This window comes from Ramlibacter sp. Leaf400 (genome assembly GCF_001424545.1).
Taxonomy (GTDB): domain Bacteria; phylum Pseudomonadota; class Gammaproteobacteria; order Burkholderiales; family Burkholderiaceae_C; genus Ramlibacter.
Genome location: NZ_LMQL01000012.1, coordinates 84,976 through 102,463 on the forward strand (window position 1 = coordinate 84,976; position 17,488 = coordinate 102,463).

Here is a 17,488-nt window from a genome sequence, read left to right on the forward strand (position 1 = left end):
GCCCTCAAGTCCAGAATCTGGAGTCTCCGGATGGGCTGCCCCGCGCCTAGACTGCGCCCATGATCGACTACATGCAGTTCTGCACGGTGGCCCGCGGCGCCGAGGTGCTGGGCGAACTGTGGACGCCCCTGGTCGTGCGCGAGCTGCTGTGCGGCAGCCACCGCTTCAACGACATCCACCGCGGCGTGCCCCGCATGTCGGCCACGCTCCTCACGCAGCGGCTGCGCAAGCTGGAGGCGATCGGCGTGGTGGAGCGCCGCCGCGCCGACAGCGGCTGGGAATACCACCTCACGCCCGCGGGCGAGGAACTGCGGCCCATCGTGGTGGGGATCGGGGAGTGGGGCGCGCGCTGGATCGGCAGCCGGCTGCGGCGCGAGCAGCTCGATGCCGGCTTCCTGATGTGGGACATCCGCCGCTTCGCGCGCATGGAGGAGTTCCCGGCCAGTGGGCGCACCGTGGTGCACTTCCGCTTCCGCGACGCGCCGGCGGCCGAGAGCCTGTGGTGGCTGGTGGTGCAGGACCGCACCGCCGACCTGTGCCGCGACGACCCCGGCCACGACGTCAGCGTGATCTGCGACTCCACGGTCCGCGCGCTGACCGAGGTGTGGAACGGCGACAGCGACCCGGAGCAGGAGATCCGCAGCGGTGCGCTGGTCGTGCAGGGCGCGGGGCGACAGGGGCAGCAACTGTGGCGTTGGCTGGGACGCAGCCTGTTCGCGCCGACGCGCATGGCGGCGAGGGGCTAGGGGCGAGGGGCTAGGGGCTAGGGGCTAGGGCGGCTCGACGGGATTGCGCTGGCCCGGCCTTGTCTCTATCGTTCGGCCTTGACGAAAATCGGGCTCCAGGCTTGCCCTCAGCCGCCGTCGCGAGCCCGACCGTCCGGAGGGAATCCCGATGAACAAGTGGATCCGACGCGGCGGCATCGCCGTCGCGGCCCTGGCCGTGCTGGCCGGCGGCGCCGTCTTCGCCGGCCTGCAGATGGCCGACAGCCGCATGGCGCGCACCGTCGACGTGAAGGTGCAACCCGTGGCGTACCGCAGCGACGCCGCGGCGCTGGAGCGTGGCAAATACCTGTACAACTCGCGCGGCTGCATCGACTGCCACGGCGCCGACGGCGCGGGCCGCACCTTCGTGGAGAAGGGCGACGACCTGAAGATCAAGGGCCCCAACATCACCCGCGGCACCGGCGGCGTGGTCGCCGCCTACCAGCCTCAGGACTGGGTGCGGGCCATCCGGCACGGCGTGGCGCCCTCGGGCCGCCCGCTGATGGTGATGCCCAGCGAGGACTACAACCGGTTCACCGACGACGACCTGGCCTCCCTGGTGGCCTACGTCCGCAGCCTGCCGCCGGCGCAGGGCACCGGCGCGGAGATCCGCCTGCCGCTGCCGGCGCGCGTGCTGTACGGTTTCGGCGCCATCCCCGACGCGGCCAGCCGCATCGACCACGGCCTGCCGCCGCAGCAGCCGATCCCCGAGGCCGTGTCGGCGCAGCACGGCGCCTACGTGGCCAACATGTGCCTGGGCTGCCACGGCGAGAAGCTGGCCGGCGGCAAGATCCCGGGCGGCCCGCCCGACTGGCCGGCAGCCGCCAACCTGACGCCGGGCCCCGGCTCGGCGATGCCGCTCTATCCCGATGCCGACGCCATGCTGAAGATGTTCCGCACCGGCAAGCGGCCGGACGGCAGCGTTGTGCAGGTGATGCCGTTCGGTTCGCTGAAGAACATGAGCGACACCGACGTGCGGGCGCTGCACCTGTACCTGAAGACGCTGGCGCCGCTGCCGAAGGGCTGAGGCGCCTGCCGTCGTCCCCGCGTAGGCGGGGACCCAGCGCAGCGCGCCCCCGAGGCCGGCGAAGGCGGAAGCCCTGGATTCCCGCCTTCGCGGGAATGACGGAGTTTCTTTCACCGCGGCGGACCCGCGTCGAACCGCCAGGCGATCGCGAAATGCTGCATCAGCTGCGCAACCCGCTCTTTCGCCTCGCCCTCATCCCCCTCGAACCGCGCCTGCAGCCCGCTGCCCGCATCCACCACCGTCACCCGCACCGCGTCCGCCAGCCCGGCGCGCTCCAGCCGCTCCCGCAGCACGCGCTCGCAGGCCAGCATCCGCAGGCGCGGCTTGAAGACCTTGCCGATCGCCGTCATCGGAATGGCCGGCAGCACGTCGATGCGCTTGGGGCAGGCCGGCCGCTCGGGGATGCGCTCGTTGGCGAAGGCGGACAGCTCCTGCAGGGTCAATGCAGCCCCCGGCCGCAGCGACACGAAGGCCACCGGCAACTCGCCCGCGTACTCGTCCGGCTCGCCCACGGCCGCAGCCATCAGCACGTCGGGATGCTGGAGCAGCGCCTCCTCGATAACCTGCGGGTCGATGTTGTGGGCGCCGCGGATGATCACGTCCTTGGCCCGGCCCGTGACGAACACCCGGCCTTCTTCGTCGAGGTGCCCGATGTCGCCGGTGATCAGCCAGCCGTCGTCGGTGAACGTGCCTGCGTTGCGCCGCGCATCCGTGTAGCCCGGGCCGACGTTGGGCCCGCGCACGCGCAGGATGCCGCTCTCGCCGGCGCCGCATTCGCGCCCGTCCGCCGCCATCGCCTTGACCTGGGTGAACGGCAGCGGCAGCCCGCAGGAGCCCGGCACCCGCGGCGCGAGGAAGGGCTCGATGCTGATCACGCCGGCGCACTCGGTCATGCCCAGGATGTTGCGCACCGGCCGGCCGAACTTGCGCTCGAAGGCGGCCGCCAGCTCCGTCGGCAGCGGTGAGCCGCCCGTCAGCAGCATGCGAACGCTGCGCAGCGCCGCGGGGCTCGGCTCCAGCCCCAGCAGGGTCGCGATCACGGTCGGCACGGCGGCCAGCAGCGTGACGCCGTGCCGCTCCACGAAGGTCCAGTACTGCCTGGCGAACGCCGGGTTGCGCAGGCCCTGCCGCGTGGGCAGCACCACCTCGGCGCCGCTGAGCAGCGCCGAGAGGCCATAGACGAAGGCGCCGGCGACGTGGAACAGCGGAAAGCCGTTGAGGATCACGTCCTGCTCGCGCATCGCGTACATCTGCGCCGCGCCCCAGGCCGCGTGCAGCTGGTTGCGGTGCGTGTGCTGCGCGAGCTTGGGCGCACCGGTGGTGCCGCCGGTGTGGAAGAGGGCAGCGAGGCGGTCCGGGTTCGTCTGTTCACCGGACGAGGGAGCGTCGGCCGGCATCGCCGCGATCGCTTCCGAGAACCCGCCCTCGCCGGGCGCGCCGCCGACCGCCAGCACGTGCTTCAGGCCGGGGCAGGCGGCACGCAGCTCGGGAACGCGCGACCAGATGTCCAGGTCCTCGTTCAGTCCCAGCGCCACGAGGAGGTTGCACTCGGCCGCACGGACCAGCTCGGCGATGTGCGTGGCATCGAGCATGAAGTTGATCGGGCAGACCACGCCCACCGCCTCGCCGCCCCAGAGCGCGAGGTAGGCCTCGGGGACCGCCGGCAGCAGCATCGCCACGCGCACCGGCTCGTCGCCGGCCAGGTGCCGGAACAGGTTCGCGGTGCGGTGGATGTCGGCGAGGAGCTGCTCGTAGGTCCAGGTGCGCGGTGGCGTCGCGGGGTCGGCGTCGACGATGAAGGTCAGGGCGCGGCGCTGGGCGTATCGGCGCGCCGCGTCGGCCAGCGCTTGGTGGACGCTGCCATGCGCCATGAAGGCCACGTAGGGGCCGGTTGAGATTCGCGCCGTGTCCGCGGCGCTCTGGATGTCGAACCGTTGCATGGAAGGCCTCGCATCAACTCAAGGCGTCATTCCCGCGAAGGCGGGAACCCAGGGCTTCCGGCAGTCCGCTGAAGGCGGACGCACTGGATTCCCGCCTCCGCGGGAATGACGGTTACGACGGGCTTCGGCGCCTCAGTCCACCTTCGCCCCCGAATCCCGAACGATCTTGCCCCACTTCACCGACTCCGCGCGCATGAAGCCGCCGAAGGCCTCCGGCCCGCCGCCCACGATCTGCATGCCCAGGCCCTGCAGCTTCTCCTGAACGTCGGGCTGCTGCAGCGCCCTGGCCACGTCGCCGTTCATGCGCGCCACGATCTCCTTGGGCGTGCCGGCCGGCGCCAGCAGGCCGAACCACTGCAGGGCCTCGAAGTTCGGCAGGCCCGACGACGCCACCGTGGGCAGTTTGGGCGCCACCGGCGACGGCTTGGCATCCGTGACCGCGAGCGCGTTGAGCTTGCCCGACTGCACGTGCGGCAGGAAGGCGACCGCGGTGCCGAAAGCGACGTGAACCCGCCCGGCCACCAGGTCCAGCGTCATCGGCGAGTCGCCCTTGTAGGGCACGTGCTGCATCTGCACGCCGGCCAGCGACTTGAAGTACTCGGCCGTCAGGTGCGACACGCTGCCGTTGCCGGTGGAGCCGAACATGAACTCGCCGGGCCGGGCCTTGGCCTGGGCGATGAACTCCGACACGCTCTTCGCCTGACCACCATCAGGATGGTCGCGGTGCCCAGCAGCGTCACCGGCGAGAAGTCGCGCACCGGGTCGTAGGGCAGCTTGGCGTACAGGCTGGGCGCGATGGCATGCGTGCTGCTGGTGGCCATCAGGAAGGTGTAGCCGTCGGCCGGCGCCTTGGCCACCAGGTCCGAGCCGGTGGTGCCGCCCGCGCCGGCGCGGTTGTCCACCACCACCGGCTGGCCGAGCGACTGGGTCAGCTTCTCCGCGATCTGCCGGCCCACGATGTCGGTGGAGCCGCCCGCCGGGAAGGGGATCACCAGGCGGATCGGCTTGGCCGGCCAGGACTGCGCGAGCGCACCGCCGGCGGCGAGGGCCAGGCCCAGCGCGGTGACGAGCGCGCGGCGGGTGAGGATCGAAGGCATGGCGAGGCTCCTGTGGGGAAGGGATGCGTTTCAGGCGCGTGCCAGCGCGGCGTCCGCTGGCACGGGCGCGGCCGCCCCGAGCAACGCGTCGGCGATGCGCTGCGCGGTGTTGAGCGAATCGGTCAGGCCCAGGTGGCCGTGCCCCGTGGCGAGCCACAGGCCGCGGTCGCGCGGCGCGGCGCCGACCACCGGCACCGAGTCGGGCATGCAGGGGCGGTGGCCCATCCAGGTGCGCGTCGGCAGGTCGTCCAGGCCGCGGAAGGTCTCTCGCGCGATGCGGCCGAGCACCGCGGCGCGGCGCGGGTCGGGTGGCGCCTCCAGGCCGGCGATCTCCACCGTGCCGCCCACGCGCAGGCCATCCTCCATCGGCGTGACGAAGACCTTGCGGTCGGCCAGCACCACGGTGCGCGACACGGTGTCGCGCCCGCCCTCGAACTGCAGGTGGTAGCCGCGCTGGCTCTCCAGCGCCAGGTGCACGCCCAGCGGCGCCAGCAGCTCGCGCGACCAGGCGCCGGCCGCCACCACGGCATGGTCGAAGCGCTCGCCGTCGGCCTCGCCCCGGGCGTGCAGCCGCCAGCCGTGGCCCTCGGGCTGCAGGCGATCGACCTGCGCGCACACGATGCGCCCGCCCGCGGCCGCGTACGCGCGCGCCATCGCCTGCACGTAGCGGAAGGGGTTGAGGATGGTGGCGTGGTCCGCCAGGTACATGCCGAGCCGGTAGCGCGGGGACACGCCCGGCTCCAGCGCCTCGATGCCGGCGCGGTCCAGCCGCTCGACCTGGAAGCCGTACTCCTGGCGCATGCGCCAGCCGGTGGCGTCCTTGACCAGCGCCGCGGCGTCGGGGTACAGGTGCAGGTGGCCGCGGCGCAGGAACAGCTCGGGCACGCCGAGTTCGCGCGCCATCGCCTCGTGCGCGTCGAGCGCCCCGGCGTGGATGGCGGCCAGCTTCGCCGCGGCCTCCTTCACCGCCGCCGGTCGCGCCGAAGCGACGAAGCGCAGCAGCCAGGGCAGCGCGCGCGGCAGGTAGCGCAGCGGCAGGTAGAGCGGGCTCTCGTCGTCCAGCAGCATGCCGGGCACCGAAGCCAGCACGCCGGGCATGGCCAGCGGCGCGACCGAGGCCGGGCTCACCGCGCCGGAGTTGCCGTAGCTGCAGCCGTGGCCGGGCTCGTCGCGGTCGACCAGCGTGACGTCGGCGCCGCGCTTGCGCAGCGCCAGGGCGATGCTGGTGCCGACGATGCCGGCGCCGACCACCGCCACGCGCGGGGAAGCGGTGGCCATCTCAGCGCGCCGCCTGCGGGCGCTTGTCGGACACCACGCGGCCGTCCTTGAGCACCAGCTGCAGGCGCCGCACGTTGTTGATGTCCTCCAGCGGGTTGGCGCCCACCACGATCAGGTCGGCGATCTTGCCCACCTCCACCGTGCCGAGGTCGTCGCCCACGCCGCAGACTGCCGCGCCGTTGCGGGTGGCGGCCACCAGCGCCTGCCAGGGCGTGGCGCCGTCGCGAACCCACAGGCCCAGCTCCAGCAGCGCCGCGTCCTTGAGCGGGCGGATGTCCGAGCCCAGTGCCATCTTCACGCCGGCCTTGAGCGCCTTGAGGAAGCCGGCCTGGTGCACGTCCGCGGCCGCGTCGGCGCGGCAGCACAGCGAATGGGCCAGGTTGCGGTTCTTCACCCAGCGCTGCTCCCAGTCGTTGGTGGCCTGGGTGGGCGTGAGGTGGCTGATGGACAGCGTGGGCACGTACCAGGTGCCGTGCTCCAGGAACAGCTCGATGCACTCGTCGTCCAGGATGTAGCCGTGCTCGATGCTGTGCGCGCCCAGGCGGATCGCCGCCTTCACCGAAGGCGGGTTGGTGGCGTGCGCCATCACCTTGAACTCGCGCAGCTTGCAGATGTCGAATGCCGCCTTCAGCTCCTCCTCCAGCAGGAAGGAGTGGCGGTGCAGGTCCCAGGCCGGGCCCATGATGCCGCCCGAGAGGTTCATCTTGATGTGGTCGACGCCGTTCTTGATCTGCTCGCGGATCGCCTTCACCCAGCCGTAGGGACCGTCGACCTCCAGCGCGTGGCCCGAGGTGAGGAAGTGCCCGCCGGTCGTCGTGAGGAAGTGGCCGGCCGCGAACAGCCGCGGGCCCAGGTGCTGGCCCGAATCGAAAGCGCGCTTCCAGGCCACGTCCATGTAGTGGTGGGCGCCGGCGCAGCGCAAGCCCACGATGCCCGATTCCAGCAGGGCCGCCTGCAGCCGGTGGCCGAACAGTGTCACCTGGTCGGGCAGCGGCATGTCCGCGAGCGACTGGAAATAGTCGGGGTGGATGTGCACGTCCCACAGGCCGGGCATCAGGTACGCGCCCTTGAGGTCGATCACCTCGGCATCGCCTACGGGCGGCGCGCTGCCGGCGGGAAAGATCTCCTTGATGCGGCCGTCTTCCAGCAACACGGCGCAGTCCGGCTGGGGCTTGGGGTCGACGCAATCGATCAGCGTCGCATGGGTCAACAGGGTTCTCATGGGATCCGATGCTAAGAGGCAGTCACTCGGCCACGATGCCGACCTTGCCCGCCAGGTCCTTCCACTTGGCCACCTCGCCCTGCACGAAGCGGGCGTACTCCTCGGGCGACTGCGGCGCGGGCACGATGCCGCGGTCGCCGAAGGTCTTGCCGAGTTCGGGCGAGTTCAGCAGCGCCACCGCCTCGGCGTTGATGCGATCGACCACCGGCCGCGGCGTCTTCGCCGGCGCGAACAGGCCGAACCAGGTGCCGCCCGAGAAGTTCGGCAGGCCGGCTTCCGCGAAGGTGGGCACCTGCGGCGTGCTGGCCAGGCGCTGGCGGGTGGCGACGGCCAGCGCGCGCAGCTTCCCGGCCTTCACGTGCTCCAGCACCGCCGGCGGCGTGTCGAAGCTGTACTGCACCTGGCCGCCGATCAGGTCGGTCATCGACGGGCCGCTGCCCTTGTAGGGCACGTGCACGCTGCTGATGCCGGTGAGCGACTTGAACAGCTCGCCCGCCAGGTGGTTGGACGTGTTGTTGCCGAACGAGGAGTAGTTCAGCTTGCCCGGGTTGGCCCGGGCGTAGGCGATGAACTCGGCCAGCGTGTTGGCCGGCACCGAGGGATTCACCACCAGGAAGAACGGCACCTGGCCCACGCCCGTGATCGGCTGCAGGTCGCGCACCGGGTCGTAGGGCATGGACTTCATGGTGATGGGTGCGATCGAGACCTCGGGCGAGGCTGCCAGCAGCAGCGTGTAGCCGTCGGGGTCGGCGCGCACCACGGTCGACGCGGCCACGGTGCCACCCGCACCGGCGCGGTTTTCCACCACCACCTGCTGCCCCAGCTTGCGACCGAGCTGCTCCGCGAGCAGGCGGCCGGCCACGTCGGTGCTGCCGCCGGGCGGGTAGCCGATCAGCACGCGCACCGGGCGCGAAGGCCAGGGCGCCTGCTGCGCGAAGGCGGCGCCGGGCACCAGGCCCGCGGCGCTGGTGAGCAGGAAGTCTCGACGTTGCATGGGCGTTCTCCAGGCACGCGGCCGCCGGCCGGCGGCTTCGCATGGCGTTTGCACTGTAGACGGCCGGCGTATCGAAAGGCAATATGTCGGTATCGGAATGCAATAACCATCGGACGGGGAGATCCATGGCCCGAACCCTCACCCTCGCGGCGGCCCAGACCGGCAGCGTGGAAGACGGCGACCTGCGCACCATCACCGAGGCGGCGCACGCCATGCTGGACGAGGCGGCCCGCCAGCAGGTGCGGCTGCTCACGTTCGGCGAGCTGTTCCTCACGCCCTTCTTCGCCAACCGGCTGGTGGAGGACTTCGACCGCTGGTTCATGGATGGCGAGCACGAGGTGCTGGCGGGGCTGCGCGAGAAGGCCAGGCGCCACCGCATCGCGCTGGTGCTGCCCTTCGCCGAGCGGGCCAATGACGGCTGGTTCAACAGCGCGTTCGTCTACGACGAGGACGGTCGCGAGGCCGGCCGCTACCGCAAGACCCACATCCCGGCCTACTTCCCCAGCGAGGGCCCGGGCGGCACCGGCAGCTTCGAGAAGTTCTACTTCGCGCCCGGCGCGTCGCTGCAGACGTACGCCGTGGCGGGCACGCGCATCGGCGTGCAGATCTGCAACGACCGGCTGTATCCGGAGGCCTCGCGCGCGCTGGCACTCGCCGGCGCGGAGCTGATCGCGATGCCGATCGCTTTCTCCACGTACGCCGACCCGGCCCAGCGCACCTCGATCTGGGAGATCCCGCTGCGCGCCCGCGCGTACGAGAACGGCGTCTTCGTGCTGGCCTGCAACCGGGTCGGCACCGAGGGCCCGCGCCACCACCTCGGGCGCAGCATGGTGGTGGACCCGCGCGGGATGATCGTCGCCGAGGCGGGCACGCAGCAGCCGCAGCTGCTCACGGCGCAGGTCGACCTGGAGGTCGTGACGGCCGCCCGCAAGCAATTCCCCTGGTGGCGCGACCGCCGGCCCGACCTCTACGGGCCGCTGGCGACGGCGCGTTGAAACCGCCCATGCCCGCTGCCGCCAGCACGTCCCCACGCGCGCGCCGCGCCGCCACGGTGGAAGGCGACAGCCCGCTCTTCATGGGCTCGCTGGCCAAGTGCTTCCAGGTGCTGGAGGCGCTCAACACCGCCGGCCGCGCCGTGGGCCTGACCGAACTCGCTCAGCTCGCCGGCCTGGACCGCAGCGGCGTGCAGCGCATCACGCACACGCTGAGGGTGCTCGGCTACCTGCGCCAGGACCCGGCGACCAAGGCGTTCCGCCTGTCGGGCCGCATGCTGGAGTTCGGCCACACGGTGCTGGCCACCGACCGGTTGCGCGAGCGCGCCCAGCCGCACCTGGAAGCGCTGAACCGGCGCACCGCCGAGACGGTGAACCTGATGGAGCTGGAAGGCGACGAGATCGTGTATGTCGCGCGCTACCCCAGCCTGCACGCGGTGAGCGTGGACCTGCACGTGGGATCGCGCCTGCCGGCCTTCTGCACCGCCGCGGGCCGCGCCATCCTCTCGTGCATGGACCCGGCGGATGCGGCCGCCCGCCTCAAGGCCGCGCGCCGCACCGCGATGACCTCGCTGACCGTGACCGACCTGGCCGGCCTGCGGGCCGCGCTGGACGAGGCGCGCGAGCAGGGCTACGCCCTCAACAACCAGGAAGCCTTCGTCGGCGACGTCTCGGTGGCCGCGCCGCTGCGCGACCCGCAGGGCCTGCCGCTGGGCGCCGTCAACATCGCCGTGCCCTCGCCGCGCTGGCGGCTGGAGGACGTGCTCGCGCGGCTGGTGCCGCCGCTGCTCAAGACCGCCGCGGCGATCAACCGCGAGATCCGCCATCTCTGATCCCATTCCACTTGGCCCCAGGAGGTCCGACATGAGGTTCGCACCAAGCTTGTTTCTTGCATCGCTGGCGCTGGGCGCCGGCGCGTGGACGGCGCCGGCCCTGGCGCAATCGGCCGACGCCTGGCCCGAGCGCACGATCACGGTGGTCGTGCCCTGGCCGGCCGGCGGCTTCACCGACAAGCTGGGCCGGCTGATGGCCGAGAAGATGGCGGCCAGCCTGGGCAAGCCGGTGGTGGTGGAGAACCGGCCCGGCGCCAGCGCGGGCATCGGGTCCGAGCACGTGATGCGGCAGGCGCCGGACGGCTACACGCTGCTGGTGACCTCCACCGATGGCACGGTGAAGCTGCTGCAGGGCAAGGGCACCGACCCCGTGTCGCAGCTCACCCAGATCTCGATGCTGGCCTCGCAGCCGGTCACGCTGTCGGTGGGACCGAAGTTCAAGGGCAACACCTTGGCGCAGTTCGTCGAGGAGGCCAGGCGCACGCCGGGCGGCATCGCCTACGCCTCCAACGGCGAGGGCGGCGCCACGCACTACGGCATGGAGATCTTCGCGAAGCAGGCGGGCATCCAGCTGAACCACATCCCCTACAAGGGCACGGCGCCCGCGCTGCAGGACCTGGTGGGCGGCAACGTCGAGGCCACGCTGGTGAGCCTGCAGGGCGTGGGTGCGCAGCTGCAGAGCGGCCGGGCGCGCGCGCTGGCCATCACCTCGCCCAAGCGGGTGGAGGCGGCGCCCGCCATCCCGACCTTCGCGGAGTCCGGCTATCCCGGCTTCGACCTGACGCTCTGGTACGGCATGGTCGGCCCCAGGGGCCTGCCGGACCCCATCGTGCGCAAGCTCAACCAGGTGCTGCGCGCGGCGCTGGCCGCGCCCGACGTGCAGCAGGCGCTGCGCTCGGCGGCCGCCGAGCCGGTGAGCAGCTCGCCCGAGGAGATGCTGCAGTTCGTGCAGAAGGAATCGGCGCGCTGGAGCGCGATGATCCGATGACGGCCGACGAGGACTTCCGCCTTCGCCACGCGGCGCAGGAGCGGCTGATCGACTACTGGTGGGACGTGGACGCCAACGACGCGCGCGAGGCGACGGACTTCTACACCGCGGACTGCGTCTACGACATGTGCGGGCACCGCATGGAAGGCCCCGCCGCCGTGGGCCACTACTACGGCTATCGAGCCTCGCGCGGCGAGCGGCTGGTGCGGCACGTGCTCACCAACCTGCGCGCGAAGGTCCAGGCGCCCGGCCAGGTGGCGGTGCAGGGCGTGCTGACGGTCTACGCCGCCGACGGCGCGCCGGTGCTGCCGTCGGCGCCGCCCATCCTGGTGGCCGACAACCACGCCACCTTCGTGCGCGAGGCCGACGGCGCCTGGCGCATGCGGCGGCACGACATCGTGGCGCTGTTTCGCGGCGGCGTGGCGGTGCTGGTGCCGCCGCCGAACGCGTAGCCGGCCGGCCAAGCCGGCGGCCTGTCGTTCAGGCCGCGCCCACGCCGGCTTCGACCGCTCCCTGCGCCATGTGCGTGGCCAGCACGTCCGCCATCTTCATCGAGGGCATCCCGCCCACCAGCTTCAGCGCGTGCTTCGTCAACTCGCGCGGCACGCGGCCGGTGAGGTGGGAATTGCGCGCCGAATGGTCGGGGAAGACGTCGAAGATGCCGAAGTGCGGCTTGTCGACCCAGCGCAGCGCGAACCAGGCGGTGGTGCCGGGTTCCTCCTCGACGTACTGGCGCGCCTCGCGCAGGAACTGCGCCACGTCCATCTCGTGCCCGACCTTGGCCTTGAAGGCGAGCAGCACCGCGCAGGTGACCGGCCGCTCCGGCGGGACGGCGGGCAGCTTGCTCGCCAGGATGTCCAGCCGCGCGATCTCGGCGTCGCGCTGCAGCAGCTGCGGGCCCTGCGCCTGCAGCGCCTGGGCGACCGGGCCCTGCAGGTGCGCCTGGCGCGCGGCGTCGCCGCCGAAGGCATCGAAGATCCCGTAGTCGTCGCGGCCGAAGCGCAGCGCGAACCAGGCGAGCGTCCCGGGCTCGGCCTGCACCTGCGGCACCGCGCCCTTCAGGAACTGTTCGGTCGGGTCGGACTGGCCCGCCTTGGCCAGCAGCCGCGCCAGCAATCCATGCGTCACCGTATCCATCGCCGGGCTCCTTTCGTGCAACGGAGGAGCCACGAGGGTAGACCGGGCGCGGGTTGGCGCAAACCCGCGCCGGTGAGGACTGTGAGCAGCTGTAGCTCGGCGGTTCCGGCCGAGGAGCTCCTAGGCCTCCTGGAACGCCGCCTCGCGCGTCTTGCGGATCGCCGGCAGCGCCACGATCAGCAGCAGCAGCGCCGTGGCCACCAGCAGGCTGGCGGAGAGCGGTCGCGTGACCAGGGTGGAGAACTCGCCGCGCGACAGCAGCAGGGCGCGGCGCAGGTTCTCTTCCATCATCGGCCCGAGCACGAAGCCCAGCAGCAGGGGCGCGGGTTCCATGCCGCAGCGGGCGAACACGTAGCCGGCCACGCCGAAGCCCGCGGTGATGAACACGTCGAAGGTGTTGTTGTTGATCGAATAGACCCCGATGCAGCAGAACACCAGGATGGCCGGGTAGAGGAAGCGGTAGGGCACCTTCAGCAGCTTCACCCACAGGCCGATCAGCGGCAGGTTCAGGATGATCAGCATGGCGTTGCCCAGCCACATGCTGGCGATCAGGCCCCAGAACAGATCGGGGTTGCTGGTCATCACCTGCGGGCCGGGCTGGATGTTGTGGATGGTCATCGCGCCGACCATCAGCGCCATCACCACGTTGGACGGGATGCCCAGAGTGAGCAGCGGCACGAACGAGGTCTGCGCGCCGGCGTTGTTGGCCGCCTCGGGGCCGGCCACGCCTTCGATCGCGCCTTTGCCGAATTCGGCGCTGTGCCTGGAGAGCTTCTTTTCCAGCGTGTAGGAGGCGAAGGCCGACAGAGTTGCGCCGCCGCCGGGCAGCATGCCCAGGACGGTGCCCAGCGCGGTGCCGCGCGCGGCCGCCGGCAACAGGCGGCGGAAGTCTTCCTTCGTGGGGAACAGCTTGGTGACGTGGTTGGTGAAGGTCTCTCGGTGCTCGCGCTGCTCCACGTTGGCGATGATCTCGGCGAAGCCGAAGATGCCCATGGCCAGGGCCACGAAGTTGATGCCGTCGGTCAGCTCCGGGATGTCGAACGAGTAGCGCGCCACGCCGGAGTTGACGTCGGTGCCGACCAGGCCCAGCACCAGCCCCAGCAGGATCATGCCGATCGCCTTGACCAGCGAGCCCGACGCCAGCACCACCGCGCCCACCAGGCCCAGCACCATCAGCGAGAAGTACTCGGCCGGCCCGAACTTGAACGCCAGCTCCGACATCGGCACGGCGAAGGCGGCCAGCACCAGGGTGGCCACGCAGCCGGCCAGGAAGGAGCTGATGCCGGCGGTGGCCAGCGCCGCGCCGGCGCGGCCCTTGCGTGCCATCTGGTAGCCGTCGATGGCGGTGACCACCGAGGACGATTCGCCCGGCAGGTTGACCAGGATGGCGGTGGTGGAGCCGCCGTACTGCGCGCCGTAGTAGATGCCCGACAGCATGATCAGCGCCGACACCGGGGGCAGGGTGTAGGTGATCGGCAGCAGCATGGCGATGGTGGTGGACGGGCCCAGGCCCGGCAGCACGCCGATCAGCGTGCCCAGCAGGCAGCCGATGAACGCATAGGTCAGGTTCTGCAGGCTCAGCGCCGTCTCGAAACCGAGGGCGAGGTGGGAGAACAGTTCCATGTGCGGCCCCTCCTCAGTCCAGCCACGCCGGCCACAGGCCGATCTGCAGCTGGATGCCGTAGACGAACACGCCGATGCTGAACGCGACCAGCACGAGGGTGCTGACCAGCGCGCCGCGCCAGGTGAACTCGTGGCTGGCCCGGCTGGACACCAGGACCAGCGCCACCAGCGCCAGCACCAGGCCCAGCGGCTGCAGCAGCAGGCCGAACAGGACGACGCCGCCCAGCACCCAGGCCATGGCGCCGAGTTCCGGCCGCTTGAGCGGATCGACCGGCGCCGTGCGCCTGAGGCTGGTGCCCGCCGTGACGAGGCCGACCAGCGCCAGCAGGACGCCGATCCAGAACGGGAAGAAGCCCGGGCCCATCCGCGCCGGGTCGCCCAGCCGGTAGGACAGCGCGCCGATGCTGAAGCCGGCGCCCATCAGGATGTAGATGAGGCCGGCGGCGAAGTCTTTCTGGTTGCGGATGCGCCACTGCATTTGCTTGTCTCCTTGTTCAGGTGGTCTGCGCGCGATTACATCATGGCGTGACATGAATGGATCATTCTGTGATGTAAATCCGGGCCGTCGGTTCCCGGCGCGCCGCATCCGTTACCCGGTGTAGATTCCGGCCATGGGGAAGCAGGCAACGAAGGGCACGCCACGGGAGCCAGAGGTCCCGGAGAAGGAGCATTACGAGCGGTTGTCCAGCTTCCGCTGGCAGCTGCGCCGCTTCCTGCGGTTCAGCGAGGACGCCTGCCGCGAGGAGGGCGTCACCATGCTGCATTACCAGCTGCTGCTGCACACCCAGGGGTTTGCCGGCCGCGACTGGGCCAGCATCGGCGAGCTGGCCGATCGGCTGCAGGCCCAGCCGCATGGCGTGGTGGCGCTGGTGACGCGCTGCGAGCAGTCCGGCCTGGTCGAGCGGCGCGCCAGCGCGCGCGACGGCCGGCTGGTGGAGGTGCACCTCACCGTCGCCGGCCGCCGCTGCCTGCGCCGGCTGGCGCAGAAGCACCGGGAAGAACTGGCCTCGCTGGCCGCGGTGGTCGACGCCGCGAGCGACCTCTAGCGCCGGCGCGTCTAGCGGCGCAGCCCGCGCCGGCGCACGCCGTGCGACCAGGTGCCGCGCGGGCCGCCGGCCGTCTCCTGCGTGTCGCCGTGTCCGCGCGCATGGCGCATGAACAGGCGCGCGTAGTAGCCGCCCTGCGCCAGCAGCTGCGCATGCGTGCCCACCGCCTCGACCTGCCCGGCCCGCATCACGACGATGCGGTCGGCATCGATCACGGTGGACAGCCGGTGCGCGACCACCAGCGTGGTGCGGCCGCGCGTCAGGCGCTGCAGGGCCGCCTGCACCAGCGCCTCGCTCTCGTTGTCCAGCGCGCTGGTGGCCTCGTCCAGCACCAGGATGGGCGGATCCTTGAGCAGGGCGCGGGCGATGGCGATGCGCTGCTTCTGGCCGCCGGACAGGCCCGCGCCGCGTTCGCCGACCAGGGTGTCGTAGCCGTGGGGCAGGCGCTCGATGAACTCGTGCGCGTTGGCGGCGCGCGCGGCCGCCTCGGCCTGCTCGCGCGTGGCGCCGGGGCTGCCGTAGGTGATGTTGGCCAGCATGGTGTCGTGGAACAGGTGCACGTCCTGCATCACGGTGCCGACCTGCGTGCGCAGCGAGCGCAGGGTGCACTCGCGCACGTCGACGCCGTCGACCAGGATGCGGCCCTGGGTGGGCGCGTGCAGACGTTCGAGCAGCGACACCAGCGTGCTCTTGCCGCAGCCGCTGGGGCCGACCAGCGCCACCGTCTCGCCCGGCGCGATCGACAGCGTGATGTCGCGCAGCACCGGGCGGCCGTCGCCGTAGTCGAACGAGACCCGGTCGAACGTCACCGCGCCGCGCGCCACGACCAGGTCGCGGGCATCGGGCACGTCCGCCAGCGGATCGGGCGCCTCGAGGATCTCGCACACGCCCTCCATCGAGACCCGCCCGCGGCGCACCGTGGCATACACGTTCGTCAGGCTCTGGATGGGGCCGAACAGGCTGCTGACGTACTGCAGCGCGGCCACCAGCGTGCCCACCGTGCCGTGGCCCTGCAGCACCAGCCACACGCCGATGGCGGCCACCGAGAGGCGGGCGCCCGCGGCCGACAGGCCCTGCAGCGCCGCGGTCTGCGCGTCGCGCCCGGCGCCGCGCTTCTGCAGCGCATTGCCCGCGTCGACGGCGTCGAGGAAGCGGCGCTCCTCGGCCTGCTCCATGGCGAAGCCCTTGACCGTGCGGATGCCGCCGAGCACCTCGGTCCAGCGGCCGAAGATGGCCGACCAGTGCGCCACCAGGGCGCGGTCGCGCTGGGTCTGCTCGGGCACGGCGCGCATGCCGACCAGGGCGGGCAGGGGCGCGAACACGCACACCGCCAGCGCCAGGCGCCAGTCCAGGTTGAGAAGCGCGGCGAGCGCCAGGCCCAGGAAGCAGGCGGCGGGGAGCGCCTTGAAGGCGAGTTCCGCGACCGCGTTGACGAAGCCGTTGAGCGAGGCGTTCACCCGGTTCACGGTGGCCCCGACGGTGTGCTGCTGGTGCCAGGCCAGCGGCAGCTCGTGCAGGCGGGCGGTGACCCGTCCGCGCAGGGCGAAGTCCAGGTCCAGCCGCACCCGCCAGCTGCGTGTTTCCAGCAGTCGCGAGAGGTAGACCTGGGCCAGCTCGGTCAGCGCCACCGCGCCCAGCGCCAGCAGGATGGTGCGCAGCCCGCCGATCGGCGCCGACGCGGCGTAGCGGCCCAGCGCATCGACCAGGCCCATCACCGCCAGCGGCGCCGCCGCGCCCACCACGGCCAGGATCAGGGCCAGCGCGACCACCTTGCCGATCGGCCGGCCGAAGCCGCGCAGCCAGGGCAAGGCCTGGCGGGCGAGGGCGCGCGTGCTGCGCTGGGCGAGCGGGGAAGCGACGGCGGCGTCGTGGGGAAGGAGGCCTGAAGGGGTGGGCCGGGCGGCGGTCGACATGGAACTGCTGGGGGCGGCTCCGTGGCGCCAGTGCGCAGGCCAGCCGCTGGACAAAACTGTAGCGGCTGGCGGATGAGTTGGCGGGTGAGTCGACGCGGATCCGGACACTGCCGGCGGTCGTCACGGCGGGCACGCCACGCGGGCGCGAAAGAAGTCGCGCTGCGCAGGACGCGCGAGGTTCAGGGGGAGATCAGGGAGCCCAGTGGAGCCGCGCAGATGTTGTTGCGGTTCTCCATCCCCGGCGGGCAAACCTTGCGCCCGGCGGACTTGCGGTCCCACGCCGGCGGGGTGCCGCTGTTCACGGCGTTCTCCAGGCCGGTGGTGCTGTTGAAGGCACCGGCTCCCAGCATGCCGGGCCCCCGCGCCGGCGCCGCGGGCACTGGCTGCGCGCTGCGCGCAACGCCGTCCGGGCCGAGCTCGACGCCGGTCGACGCGGTGCTCGGCGTGCTCGGCCGGCTGGGCGCCAGCCGTTCGTACGACTGCGCCTGGGCCGCGAGCGAGGCTGCGGCCAGCCATCCGGCGAGGAGGATGCGGTGGTTCATGTGCAGCCCATCCTAGGCCTGCGGGGCTCTCGCGAGGCGCCGTCGTAACCAATTGCAGCGCGACCGATGAGCCAGGCCCCGACGCGGCCTGC

16 protein-coding genes and 1 pseudogene are annotated in these 17,488 nt (G+C 71.9%); 7 read left to right on the top strand and 10 right to left on the bottom strand.

Going from position 1 to position 17,488, the window contains the following annotated elements; translation table 11 throughout:
* Positions 1-59: 59 nt before the first annotated feature.
* Positions 60-746 carry a winged helix-turn-helix transcriptional regulator gene (locus ASG30_RS16210; RefSeq protein ID WP_082522148.1) on the top strand — a complete coding sequence of 229 codons (687 nt, stop codon included), beginning with the start codon at positions 60-62 and terminating at the stop codon, positions 744-746.
* 148 nt (positions 747-894) lie between these two features.
* Positions 895-1,791: a c-type cytochrome gene (locus tag ASG30_RS16215; protein ID WP_055899007.1), complete on the top strand. Its 897-nt coding sequence runs from the start codon at positions 895-897 to the stop codon at positions 1,789-1,791.
* 110 nt (positions 1,792-1,901) lie between these two features.
* On the opposite strand, the gene ASG30_RS16220 is transcribed toward ASG30_RS16215, so the two are convergent.
* The 5 genes and pseudogenes from ASG30_RS16220 to ASG30_RS16240 form a co-directional block, all read right to left on the bottom strand.
* Positions 1,902-3,731: an acyl-CoA synthetase gene (locus ASG30_RS16220; RefSeq protein WP_055899010.1), complete on the bottom strand. Its 1,830-nt coding sequence runs from the start codon at positions 3,729-3,731 to the stop codon at positions 1,902-1,904.
* A gap of 132 nt (positions 3,732-3,863) precedes the next feature.
* Positions 3,864-4,828: pseudogene (locus ASG30_RS16225) on the bottom strand (Bug family tripartite tricarboxylate transporter substrate binding protein).
* 30 nt (positions 4,829-4,858) lie between these two features.
* Positions 4,859-6,106, bottom strand: a complete 1,248-nt coding sequence (locus ASG30_RS16230; protein WP_055899013.1) for an NAD(P)/FAD-dependent oxidoreductase — start codon at positions 6,104-6,106, stop codon at positions 4,859-4,861.
* A 1-nt stretch (position 6,107) separates the two neighbouring features.
* Positions 6,108-7,328 (bottom strand): amidohydrolase family protein, encoded by a 1,221-nt coding sequence (locus tag ASG30_RS16235; RefSeq protein WP_082522149.1) that lies wholly within the window; start codon positions 7,326-7,328, stop codon positions 6,108-6,110.
* 22 nt (positions 7,329-7,350) lie between these two features.
* Positions 7,351-8,322, bottom strand: a complete 972-nt coding sequence (locus ASG30_RS16240) for a Bug family tripartite tricarboxylate transporter substrate binding protein (protein WP_055899019.1) — start codon at positions 8,320-8,322, stop codon at positions 7,351-7,353.
* A 125-nt stretch (positions 8,323-8,447) separates the two neighbouring features.
* Between ASG30_RS16240 and ASG30_RS16245 the strand changes: the two genes are divergently transcribed.
* From ASG30_RS16245 to ASG30_RS16260, 4 genes are read left to right on the top strand one after another with little or no spacing between them, the layout of a single operon-like run.
* Positions 8,448-9,317, top strand: coding sequence for a carbon-nitrogen hydrolase family protein (locus ASG30_RS16245; RefSeq protein WP_055899022.1), 870 nt, complete (start codon positions 8,448-8,450; stop codon positions 9,315-9,317).
* 8 nt (positions 9,318-9,325) lie between these two features.
* Positions 9,326-10,147, top strand: a complete 822-nt coding sequence (locus ASG30_RS16250; RefSeq protein WP_055899026.1) for an IclR family transcriptional regulator — start codon at positions 9,326-9,328, stop codon at positions 10,145-10,147.
* Positions 10,148-10,178: 31 nt separating this feature from the next.
* The gene (locus ASG30_RS16255) at positions 10,179-11,135 is read left to right on the top strand and encodes a Bug family tripartite tricarboxylate transporter substrate binding protein (protein ID WP_055899030.1); all 957 of its coding nucleotides are present in this window, start codon (positions 10,179-10,181) and stop codon (positions 11,133-11,135) included.
* Complete coding sequence (locus tag ASG30_RS16260) at positions 11,132-11,587, top strand: nuclear transport factor 2 family protein (protein ID WP_055899033.1); 456 nt, start codon at positions 11,132-11,134, stop codon at positions 11,585-11,587. Before ASG30_RS16255 ends, ASG30_RS16260 begins: the two co-directional genes overlap by 4 nt.
* 28 nt (positions 11,588-11,615) lie before the next feature.
* Here ASG30_RS16260 and ASG30_RS23215 read toward each other — a convergent pair whose 3' ends face one another.
* The 3 genes from ASG30_RS23215 to ASG30_RS16275 all read right to left on the bottom strand — a co-directional run bounded on the left by ASG30_RS23215 (position 11,616) and on the right by ASG30_RS16275 (position 14,373).
* The gene (locus ASG30_RS23215; RefSeq protein WP_055899036.1) at positions 11,616-12,272 is read right to left on the bottom strand and encodes a putative quinol monooxygenase; all 657 of its coding nucleotides are present in this window, start codon (positions 12,270-12,272) and stop codon (positions 11,616-11,618) included.
* Between the two features lie 120 nt (positions 12,273-12,392).
* Positions 12,393-13,895, bottom strand: coding sequence for a tripartite tricarboxylate transporter permease (locus ASG30_RS16270; protein ID WP_055899038.1), 1,503 nt, complete (start codon positions 13,893-13,895; stop codon positions 12,393-12,395).
* Positions 13,896-13,908: 13 nt separating this feature from the next.
* Positions 13,909-14,373, bottom strand: a complete 465-nt coding sequence (locus ASG30_RS16275) for a tripartite tricarboxylate transporter TctB family protein (protein WP_055899041.1) — start codon at positions 14,371-14,373, stop codon at positions 13,909-13,911.
* Between the two features lie 133 nt (positions 14,374-14,506).
* Here ASG30_RS16275 and ASG30_RS16280 point away from each other — a divergent pair, with 133 nt between their 5' ends.
* On the top strand, positions 14,507-14,941 hold the full coding sequence (locus ASG30_RS16280) for a MarR family winged helix-turn-helix transcriptional regulator (RefSeq protein WP_055899044.1): 435 nt from the start codon (positions 14,507-14,509) through the stop codon (positions 14,939-14,941).
* An 11-nt stretch (positions 14,942-14,952) separates the two neighbouring features.
* Here the strand turns inward: ASG30_RS16280 and ASG30_RS16285 are convergent, their stop codons facing one another.
* Together ASG30_RS16285 and ASG30_RS16290 are read right to left on the bottom strand one after the other, a co-directional pair.
* A complete protein-coding gene (locus tag ASG30_RS16285; RefSeq protein ID WP_082522151.1) occupies positions 14,953-16,854 on the bottom strand; it encodes an ABC transporter ATP-binding protein in 1,902 nt (633 codons plus the stop codon).
* Positions 16,855-17,033: 179 nt separating this feature from the next.
* A complete protein-coding gene (locus ASG30_RS16290; RefSeq protein ID WP_055899047.1) occupies positions 17,034-17,396 on the bottom strand; it encodes a hypothetical protein in 363 nt (120 codons plus the stop codon).
* Between the last annotated feature and the right edge of the window lie 92 nt (positions 17,397-17,488).